At 67.2% G+C, this 10,036-nt stretch carries 8 protein-coding genes; all 8 read left to right on the forward strand.

Annotated elements, in window-relative coordinates:
* Positions 1-960, forward strand: a 960-nt coding sequence (locus Q0Y09_RS06105; protein WP_297719141.1) for a U32 family peptidase, incomplete at its 5' end; no start/stop codon positions are given.
* Positions 961-982: 22 nt separating this feature from the next.
* Positions 983-1,432, forward strand: coding sequence for a dUTP diphosphatase (gene dut / locus Q0Y09_RS06110; RefSeq protein WP_297719144.1), 450 nt, complete (start codon positions 983-985; stop codon positions 1,430-1,432).
* A 578-nt stretch (positions 1,433-2,010) separates the two neighbouring features.
* A complete protein-coding gene (locus tag Q0Y09_RS06115) occupies positions 2,011-2,607 on the forward strand; it encodes a nucleoside triphosphate pyrophosphatase (RefSeq protein WP_297719146.1) in 597 nt (198 codons plus the stop codon).
* Entirely contained in the window at positions 2,604-3,446 is an 843-nt protein-coding gene (mreC, locus tag Q0Y09_RS06120; protein ID WP_297719148.1) for a rod shape-determining protein MreC, read from the forward strand. The genes Q0Y09_RS06115 and mreC overlap by 4 nt, the downstream gene beginning before the upstream one ends.
* 25 nt (positions 3,447-3,471) lie before the next feature.
* On the forward strand, positions 3,472-3,984 hold the full coding sequence (mreD, locus tag Q0Y09_RS06125) for a rod shape-determining protein MreD (RefSeq protein WP_297719151.1): 513 nt from the start codon (positions 3,472-3,474) through the stop codon (positions 3,982-3,984).
* A gap of 33 nt (positions 3,985-4,017) precedes the next feature.
* A complete protein-coding gene (locus Q0Y09_RS06130) occupies positions 4,018-6,138 on the forward strand; it encodes a penicillin-binding transpeptidase domain-containing protein (protein WP_297719154.1) in 2,121 nt (706 codons plus the stop codon).
* Between the two features lie 20 nt (positions 6,139-6,158).
* The gene (gene argB, locus Q0Y09_RS06135; protein WP_297719157.1) at positions 6,159-8,540 is read left to right on the forward strand and encodes an acetylglutamate kinase; all 2,382 of its coding nucleotides are present in this window, start codon (positions 6,159-6,161) and stop codon (positions 8,538-8,540) included.
* 29 nt (positions 8,541-8,569) lie between these two features.
* Positions 8,570-9,832 carry a pitrilysin family protein gene (locus Q0Y09_RS06140; protein ID WP_297719160.1) on the forward strand — a complete coding sequence of 421 codons (1,263 nt, stop codon included), beginning with the start codon at positions 8,570-8,572 and terminating at the stop codon, positions 9,830-9,832.
* Positions 9,833-10,036 lie beyond the last annotated feature (204 nt).

Consider the following 10,036-nt stretch of genomic DNA (forward strand, 5'->3'; position numbering starts at 1 on the left):
ACCCAGGTCCGGGCCCTGGTGGAGCCCGACCTCTCCGTGCCGGTGGCCGCCCTCAACGCCCTGCGCCGTCAGGTCCTGGAGGAGCTCACCCGCCAGCGGGGGGCCGCCCCCGCCGCCCCCCAGGTGGGGCCCTTCCACCCCGGCGTCCGGTACGAAAACCGGAAGGAGCCCCCCGTCCTCACCCTGTCCCTCCGCTCCGCCGGGCAGCTCACCCAGGAGCTGTGCGGGCTGAAGCCCGCCCTCCTCTGCCTGCCGGCGGAGGAGCTGGCCGCCCACCCCGAGGCCGCCGAGACCGCCCTGGCCGCCGGGGTCCGGGTGGGGGTCACCCTGCCCCGGATCTGCTGGGACCGGGAGCGTGAGGAGCTGGACAGGCAGCTGGAGACCGCCCGGAGCCTGGGGATCACCGACGCCCTGGTGGGCACCCTGGACCTCATTGCCCCCGCCCGGAATCACGGCTTTGCCCTCCGGGGGGATTTCGGCCTGCCCGTCTTCAACTCCCAGTCCATAAAGGAGCTCAAGCGCATGGGCTTTGTCTCGGCCACCGCCTCCTTTGAGCTCAAGCTGGCCCAGATCCGGGACCTCTCCAAGCTCATCGACCTGGAGCTCCTGGTCTATGGCCGGCTCCCCCTGATGATTACAGAAAACTGCATCCTCAAAAACCGGGACGGCGGCTGCAAGCGTTCCTGTGAGGGGAAGGACCGCCTGCTGGTGGACCGGAAGGGGGAGCGTTTCCCAGTGCTCCGGGCCCCCGGCTGCCGCAGCGAGATCTTCAACGCCAAGCGGCTCTATCTGGCCGACAAGGCCGCCGACTACCGCCGGGTGGGGGCCTGGGCCGCCCGCCTGAGCTTCACCACCGAGTCCGCCCAGGAGTGTCTTCACATCGCCCGGCAGTACCTGGGCCAGGAGCGCCCCGCCCCGGACGACATCACCCGCGGTCTCTACTACCGGGACGTGGAGTGACCCCTTTTCTGGAGGTATCTTTATGGACCTGCCCATCAAAGCCCTCTCCCCCAAGATCGGCGGGGAGATCCCCTATCCCTTCTACGCCAGCGCCGGCGCGGCGGCCATGGACCTGCACGCCTGCCTGGACGGGCCCCTCACCATCGGCCCCGGCGAGCTGGTGCGCATCCCCACCGGCATCGCCATCGCCCTGCCCTCGCCGGAGTATATGGCCCTGGTCTTCGCCCGCTCCGGCCTGGGTGTGAAGCACGGCATCGCCCTCTCCAATGGGGTGGGGGTCATCGACAGCGACTACCGGGGGGAGATCCAGGTGGGGCTCACCAACCTCTCCAACACCCCCTACACCATCGCCCCCGGCGACCGCATCGCTCAGCTCTCGGTGGTACCGGTGGTCCAGGTCCGCCCCGTCCCTGTGGAGGATCTGGACGAGACAGACCGGGGGAGCGGCGGCTTCGGCTCCACGGGAGCGTGAGCCTGCCGGTCTGAGAGGTCCCCTTTCGCCATTCTCAGGCCATCCTTCCCCTGTCATTCTGAGGCGGAGCCGAAGAATCCGCATCCCTCGTCCCCGACAGCACGCAAAAGGACGGGAGAGACGGATCCTTCGCTGACGCTCAGGATGACGTGGGGGAATCAGCATGTGGGGCGCGACGACCCCGGCGCGCCAAACCACATTCGATGCCCACCCTCATCCGTCATTTGCTCCGCAAATGCCACCTTCCCCCTGGGAGGGGGAAGGTCTGCGGGGGGGCGGGCCGATGGGGACATCGGCCCTACGCTAAGGCTGCGGTTATTTTGTAGGGCCGCCATACAGGACGGCCGCCCGGTTTGGGACCGCGCCGCGGGGTGGTCTGGCGCGTCTGGGAAGCCGCGCCCCACGCGAAGATCGCTCCCCCTTGACGGGGGAGCTGCCGCCCCAGGCGGCTGAGGGGGTGGCCCCGTCACGGAAGGGGACGGGGGAAACGGATGCTTCGCTGCCGCTCAGCATAACGCGGGGAGATTTTCGGGGGCGCCTACGGCGCCGTCCCCACCCACGGAAAGGAGCATATCCCTATGGAATTCATTCTGGCCTCCGGGTCCCCCCGGCGGCGTCAGCTTCTGGAACAAATCGGCATAACGGACTTCACTGTCCGGCCCACCGACGCCGACGAGACCCTGCCCGCCGGCATGGCCCCCGGCCCGGCGGTGGAGCTCCTCTCCCGCCGGAAGGGGGAGGCCGCCCGGGCCCTGGCCGGGCCGGAGCCCCTCATCCTCGCCGCCGACACGGTGGTGGCCCTGGACGGAGCCATTCTGGGCAAGCCCCGCAGCAGGGAGGAGGCCGTGAGCATGCTCACAGCCCTCTCCGGCCGTACCCACCAGGTCTACACCGGCGTCACCCTGCTCAGGGGGGAGAGCGTCCTCACCGAGCACGAGGTCACCGCCGTCACCTTCCGTCCCCTCACCGCCGCCGAGATCGACGCCTACGTCCAAAGCGGCGAGCCCATGGACAAGGCCGGCTCCTACGGCATCCAGGGCCTGGGGGCCCTGCTGGCAGAGCGCCTGGAGGGGGATTACTTCAACGTCATGGGCCTGCCTCTGTGCCGACTGGGCCGGATGCTCGCCCGTTTCGGCCTGGACCTGATGGCCGCCGCCGGGGAGGGGACGCCTTGAAACGCTTCTTCCGCAGCAACGGCCCCATCATTCTGGTCATCGCCCTGCTCCTGGCCGCCTTGACGGCGGTGGGGGCCTACGTCTTCCAGGGAGCGCCCAATCCCCTGGGCAACGTGCTGGGCGTGGTGACCACCCCCATCCGCAACGGCATCTCCGCCCTGGCCGGCTGGGTGGAGGGGGTCTACAACTACTCCTTCCGCTATGATGAGCTCCAGGCGGAGAATGACCGGCTCAAGGCCGAGATCGCTGAGCTGGAGGCCGACGCCCGGGAGGGCGAGGCCGACAGCAAGGAGAACACGCGGCTCCGGCAGCTGCTGGGGCTGCGCCCCAAGGACCGGCGCTTTGAGCTGGAGTCGGCCTCGGTGACCGCCCGGAGCAGCACCAACTGGGACTCCACCCTTGTCCTGAGCAAGGGGAGCGACCAGGGGGTGTCCGCCGGCGACTGCGTGGTGGACGCGGCCTGGAATCTGGTGGGGGTCATCGACCAGGTGGGGCTCAACTGGTCCACCATGCTCACCGTGGTGGACGCCAACCTGGAGATGGGCGCCTTCCTCTCCCGCACCGAGTCCATCGCCATCCTGGAGGGAGACTTCTCCCTCATGGCGGATGGGCGGCTGAAGCTCACCTACCTGCCCGAAAACACCGAACTCATCACCGGAGACCTGGTGCTCACCTCCAGCATGGGGGGCAACTACCCCTCCGACCTGGTGGTGGGCTCCATCGAATCCATCCACACCGACGCCTCCGGCATCTCCCGGTACGCCGTCATCCAGCCCGCCGCCGATCTGGACAGTCTGGTCCAGGTCTTCATCATCAAGGACTTCGACATCGTGGAGTGACCCGCCTGACAAGGAGCTGTGCCCGTTGACCCGACAGGATTTTCTCTTAAAATGGTTTTTTTACGCCCTGGCTCTGCTGCCGGTGTGGTGGCTGGAGCTCTACGTCCTCAACCGCCTCCCCTGGCCGGGGGCGAGCCCCCTGCTCCTCCCGGTGGCCGCCATCACCGTGGCGGTGCTGGAGGGGGTGACGGGCGGCGCCGGCTTCGGCCTGGGGGTGGGCGTTTTGTGCGACGCCGTCTATTACGGCGCCTGGGGAGAGATGACCCTGGGCCTGTGTCTCATGGGCTGGGCCGCCGGGGCGGCCTCCCAGTACGCCCTGCGCCGGAACTTCGGCGGCTGCCTCCTCTGCTGCGCCGCCGGACTGGGTCTGCTGGAGCTCTTCCGCGTCTCCCTGGGCCTGTTTACCGGCCTTTCCGACCTCTACGCCCTGCTGCGGGTGGCGGTGCCGGAGCTTTTCTGGTCCCTCTGCTTTGTGTGCCTGCTCTACCCCTGGTTCTCCTGGGTCCGCCGGCGCATCGTCAAGGCCCTCCGCCTTTGATCCCACCCCCATCTACCCGAGAAAGGAGCCTTCATGGACGGCAAGCAATTTCACTGGCGGGTCCGCGGCATCGTGGGCGTGCTCCTGGTCCTCCTTCTCCTCTTCACCTGGGTCCTCTACGACCTCCAGTACGTCCACGGCGCCGACTACCTGGAGCAGTCCCGGCGGAAGATCGCCAAGACTGAGACGGTGGAAGCCTCCCGGGGCAAGCTCCTGGACCGCTATGGCCGGGTGCTGGTCACCAACACCCAGAGCTACAACGTGAGCCTGGACACCTCCTTCATGGAGGACGTCAACGGCACCCTCCTGGCCCTGCTGGACATCTGCCGGGCCGAGGGGGTGACCTGGACCGACACCCTTCCCATATCGAAGGAGGCCCCCTTCGTCTTCACCTTCGACGCCGTCTCCAACGGCGCGGTCAACAACCTCTACGCCCTGGCCGGGAGCCTGAAAAAGCTGGCCGGCCTGCCGGAGCGGGAGACCGCCGACGACATCCGGGCCGCCGCCCAGGCGGGAAAGGGGGTCAGCTACCCCAGCGCCGCCGCCTTCCTGGACGCCCTGGCCGGCTACTACGAGATCGACCCCGACCTGCCTGACCGCCAGCGCCGAGACCTGGCGGGGGTGCGCTATGAGCTCTCCCTGCGGTCCCGGGAGATCACCTACACCGCCTATGTCTTCGCCCAGGACGTGGAGATGCCCTTCATCGTCAAGGTGAAGGAGTCCGGTCTGCCCGGCGTCAACATCGACACCACCACCGTCCGGGCCTACAACACCACCTGCGCCGCCCACCTGCTGGGCCGGGTGGGGCTTATGAGCTCCGACGAGTGGAACAACACCTATCAGGCCCTGGATTACCCCTACAATGCCACCGTGGGCAAGGAAGGGGTGGAGCTGGCCTTTGAGAACTACCTCCACGGCGCACCCGGCAAGCGGAACATCGAGACCAACGACCAGGGCAAGGTGGTCAGCGGGGACGACAACTGGGTGGTGGATCAGGTCACCGGCGAGGTGCTGGCCCCCCAGCCCGGCGGCAACGTCATCCTTACCCTGGACGAAAAGCTCCAGGCCAAGGTGGAACAGGTCCTGGCCGACGGCATCGGCGGCCTGGAGTCAGAGGACACCGAGGGCGGGGCCGCCGTGGTCATGGATGTCCGGGACGGCGGCGTCCTGGCCATGGCCTCCTATCCCACCTTCGACCTCACCACCTACACCCAGAACTACAACGCCCTCCTGGCCGACCCCCTGGAGCCCCTCAAGAACCGGGCCACCCAGGAGGTCTATCCCCCCGGCTCCACCTTCAAAATGGTCACCGCCATCGCCGGACTGGAGGAGGGCATCATCACCCCGGACACCGAGATCCTGGACACCGGCCGCTACCTCTATTACGACGACTACCAGCCCCAGTGCTGGATCTACCGGCAGCAGCGGGGCACCCACGGCAGAGAGAACGTCACCGACGCCATCAAGGACTCCTGCAACGTCTTCTTCTACGATGTGGGCCGGCGGCTAGGCATCAGCCTGCTGGAGGAGTACACCGCCGCCTTCGGCCTGGGAGAGTCCACCGGCATCGAGCTCTATGAGTCCACCGGCTGGATGGACGGCCCCGAGTACACCGAAAGCCAGGGTCAGACCTGGTACGACGGCAATACCCTCCCCGCCGCCATCGGCCAGGGCAGCAGCCGCTTCACCCCCCTCCAGCTGGCCAGCTATGTGGCCACCCTGGCCAACGGCGGCACCCACTACGCCGCCCACCTCCTCAAGGAGGTCAAATCCGCCGACTTCTCCCAGGTCCTCTACCGGTATGAGCCGGAGGTGCTGGGACAGCTGGACATCGACCCGGAGCACCTCTCCGCCGTCACCGAGGGCATGCTGAAGGTGACCACCGAGGGCTCCGCCAAGACCTACTTCAAGGATCTGGGCGTCCAGGTGGCCGCCAAGACCGGCTCCGCCCAGGTGAGCAGCGCCACCGAGTCCAACGCCCTCTTCGTGGCCTTCGCCCCCTACGAGGACCCGGAGATCGCCCTGGCCATCGTGGTGGAGAAGGGCGGCTCCGGCTCCACCCTGGCCAGCATCGCCGCCCAGATCCTGGAATACTACTTCTCCGCCGGCAGCGGCATGGAGACCGTGACGCCGGAAAACACCCTGCTGCGATAATCTATCATGAGGTGACACACATGGATCTTCCCATCCGCCCTCTGGGCGACTACTGGCAGCTCCTCCAGCGGGAGGGGCTGCTGACCGGCGGACAGGCTCTCTCGCCCGCCCTCCTCTCCACCCCTGTGGAGCTGGTCTCCTGCGACTCCCAGAACGTCCGCCCCAATACCCTCTTCATCGTCAAGGGGGCCCACTTCAAGGGCCAGTATCTCTCCGACGCCCTCCAGAAGGGGGCCTTCGTCTACCTCTCCGACCACCTCTGGCCCGAGGCCGGGGACGCCCCCTGCCTCCAGGTGACCGACGTGCGCCGGGCCATGGCCCTGCTGGCCGACCTCTACTATGACCACCCCAGCGCCAAGCTCCATGTGGTGGGCATCACCGGTACAAAGGGGAAAAGCTCCACCACATATTACCTTAAGTATATTTTCGACGAATACCTCGCCGCCAAGAAGAAGCCGGAGAGCGGCGTCATCTCTTCCATCGACACCTACGACGGGGTGGAGCGGTTTGAATCCCACCTCACCACCCCGGAGCCCCTGGACCTCCAGCGCCACTTCGCCAACGCCGCGGGCAGCGGGGTAGAGTACCTCACTATGGAGGTCTCCTCCCAGGCCCTGAAGTATGACCGCATGGACGCCGTGGCCCTCTCTGCCGCCGTCTTTCTCAACATCGGCTACGACCACATCTCCCCCATCGAGCACCCCGACTTCGAGGACTACTTCGCCTCCAAGCTGAAAATCTTCCGCCACGCCCCCCTGGCCGTGGTCAATCTGGACACTGAGCGGGTGACCGACGTCCTCAACGCCGCCGGGGAGAGCGGTGGGCGGCTCATCACCTTCTCCGAGACCGACCCAGCCGCCACGGTCTACGCAAGCGACGTGCGCAAGCAGGGACGGGACATCCTCTTCCGGGTGAAGATCCCCCGGTTCAGCCGGGAATTCCGGCTCACCATGCCGGGGCTTTTCAACGTCCAGAACGCCCTGGCCGCCATCGCCGTGTGCGAAGGCCTGGGCATCCCCGAGCAGCACATCTATGTGGGCCTTATGAAGGCCCGGGTGCCGGGGCGGATGGAGGTCTACCAGAATGCCGACGGCCACATCACCGCCATCGTGGACTACGCCCACAACCGCCTGAGCTTTGAAAAGCTCTTCCTCTCTGTGAAGGAGGAGTACCCAGGTCAGCGGGTGGTCATCGTCTTCGGCTGCCCGGGCAAGAAGGCCCTGGACCGGCGGAAGGACCTCTCCGAGATCGCCGCCCAATACGCCGACAAGGTCATCATCACCGAGGAGGACCCCGGCGAGGAGGACGTGCTGGACATCTCCCGGGAAATGGCCGGGCACATTGAGGGCAGGTGCGACTACTCCATTGAGCCTGACCGGGGGGAGGCCATCCGCATGGCGGTGATGGAGGCCCACGGGCCCACCGTCATCCTCATCACCGGCAAGGGGGCGGAGACCCGCCAGAAGCGGGGCACCGCCTATATCGACTGCATCTCCGACGTGGACTACGCCAAGCAGTATCTCCACGAGTACGACGTGGAGCACCACCTGGACGGCATGGAAAAGGTGCTGGGGCTGCTGGACACCCTGCCCCGGCTGGCCCGGAGCGCCGGCAGCACCGTGGTGCTCAAATACGGCGGCTCCGCCCTGGGGGAGAACGGGGCGGTGGACTCCATCCTCCGGGACGTGGCCGCCCTCCAGATGGCCGGGGTCCGGGTGGTGCTGGTCCACGGCGGCGGCAAGACCATCAACCGCTGGCTGGAACGGCTGGGGGAGACCCCCCGGTTCCGGGACGGCTACCGCATCACCGACGACACCGCCATGGCGGTGGCCGAGATGGTCCTCTCCGCCCAGATGAACAAGCAGGTGGTCATGGCCCTCCGTGGCCTGGGCGTGAAGGCGGCCGGTCTCTCCGGCAAGGACGGCGGCATCCTCACCGCCCGGCAGAAGGACCCCGAGCTGGGCCACGTGGGAGAGCTCACCGCCGCCGACGGCGAGCTCATCCGTCTGCTCCTCTCCGGCGGCTATGTGCCCGTCATTTCCCCGGTTTGCGCGGGAGAAAATGGGGAAAGCTATAACTGCAACGCCGACGACGCCGCCTGCGCCGTGGCCGAGGCTTTGAAGGCGGACAAGCTGGTCTTCCTCACCGACGTGGACGGCATCCTCATGGACAGCCGCAACGCCAAGACCGCCATCCCCTCTCTCACCGCCTCGGAGGCCCGGGAGCTGCTGGACAGCGGCCTCATCCAGGGCGGCATGGTGCCCAAGCTGAGAAGCTGCATCCGGGCCCTGGACAATGGAGTGTCGGAGGTGGTGGTGCTGGACGGGCGCATCGACCATGTCATGCTCCTGGACGCCGTCTCCGGCCAGACCATGGGCACCACCATCCGCCGGGACGGCTGAGGCAGTTAAAACACACAGGAGAGGTCAGCATGGAAGAAGAACGCTACGACATTGAAACCCTGCCCAACGGAGGGCGCATCATCACCGAGGCCGTGCCCGGCGTCCGCTCGGCCTCCCTGGGATTGTGGGTGGCCACCGGCTCCCGCCATGAGAAGGCGGGGGAGAGCGGCGCCGCCCACTTCATCGAACACATGGTCTTCAAGGGCACCGGCCGCCGCTCCGCCCGGGCCCTGGCCCAGGAGATGGACGCCATCGGCGGCCAGGTCAACGCCTACACCACCAAGGAGTGCACCTGCTTTTACGCCCGGTGCCTGGACGAGCACCTGCCCCGGGCCCTGGACCTCCTGTGCGACATGGTCTTCGACTCCAAATTCGACCAGGCCGATGTGGACACCGAGCGGGGGGTCATCCTGGAGGAGATCAGCATGTACCAGGACAACCCCGAGGACCTGTGCTCCGAGCGGCTCATGGCCGCCGTCTACAAGGGGAGCCCCCTGGCCCGGCCCATCCTGGGCCGGAAGGCCACGCTGGACAAGATGACGGGGGAGTGGCTCAAGGCTTACCAGCGCGCCCACTACCGGCCCAACGCCATGGTGGCCGCCCTGTCGGGCAGCTTCACCCCCCTTATGGCCGACGCCCTGAAAGCCCGGCTCCTGGGGCTGGAGGCGGGGGAGGTCCCCACCGCCGTCCCCGCCGTCTACCGCCCCGCCATCACCCTCAAAAAGAAGGCCACCGAGCAGAACCACCTGACCCTGGCCTTCCCCGGCCTGCCCTACGGGGACAAGGACCGGTTCGTCCTCCAGCTTTTGTCCACCATGCTGGGCTCGGGCATGTCCTCCCGGCTGTGGCAGGAGGTGCGGGAGAAGCGGGGCCTGTGCTACTCCATCTACACCTACGGCGCAGGCCACGCCGAGACCGGCGTCTTCGCCGTCTACACCGCCTTGGGCCGGGACACCGAGCGGGAGGCCCTGGAGACCATCCTCCAGGTCATCGCCGACTTTGCCGAGCACGGCCCCGCCCCCGAAGAGCTGGAGCGGGCCCGGGAGCTCTCCAAGGCCAACGTCCTCATGGGTCTGGAGTCCACCCAGTCCCGGATGAGCGCCCTGGGCCGGGGCCTCCTCCTCCAGGGCCGGGCCCTCACCACCCAGGAGGTCATCGACGCCTACAACGCCGTCACCGCCGAGGACGTCCGCGCTCTGGCCGGGCGGCTCTTCCAGCTCCCCCTGGCCTCCCTCTCCGTGGTGGGACGCCCCGCCGCCGAGGAGGAGTACCGGGCCCTGCTGGGCCAGTAAGCCCGAATATAAAAAATCCCGTGGACCGAAGTGAACTGAACTGCCCCAGATTGTGCGGACAGTACAAAAAAGAGCCCCTGGTAGGAAATATTGAGTTTTAAGTGGAGAGGCGTCGCGCCAGCGGCGCCTCTCCGGTTTTTAACTGGATGCGCTCATGGTTGTAAAAACAGATATAGCGGTCAATCATTTCGTTTGCTTCGGAGA

The organism is Intestinimonas sp., assembly GCF_026169115.1.
Classification (GTDB): Bacteria; Bacillota; Clostridia; order Oscillospirales; family Oscillospiraceae; genus Intestinimonas.

Excerpts from the sequence above, each read along its gene's own strand:
- dut (WP_297719144.1), top strand. The coding sequence starts at position 983 with ATGGACCTGCCCATCAAAGCCCTCTCCCCCAAGATCGGCGGGGAGATC.
- Q0Y09_RS06140 (WP_297719160.1), top strand. The coding sequence starts at position 8,570 with ATGGAAGAAGAACGCTACGACATTGAAACCCTGCCCAACGGAGGGCGC.
- argB (WP_297719157.1), top strand. The coding sequence starts at position 6,159 with ATGGATCTTCCCATCCGCCCTCTGGGCGACTACTGGCAGCTCCTCCAG.
- Q0Y09_RS06130 (WP_297719154.1), top strand. The coding sequence starts at position 4,018 with ATGGACGGCAAGCAATTTCACTGGCGGGTCCGCGGCATCGTGGGCGTG.
- Q0Y09_RS06115 (WP_297719146.1), top strand. The coding sequence starts at position 2,011 with ATGGAATTCATTCTGGCCTCCGGGTCCCCCCGGCGGCGTCAGCTTCTG.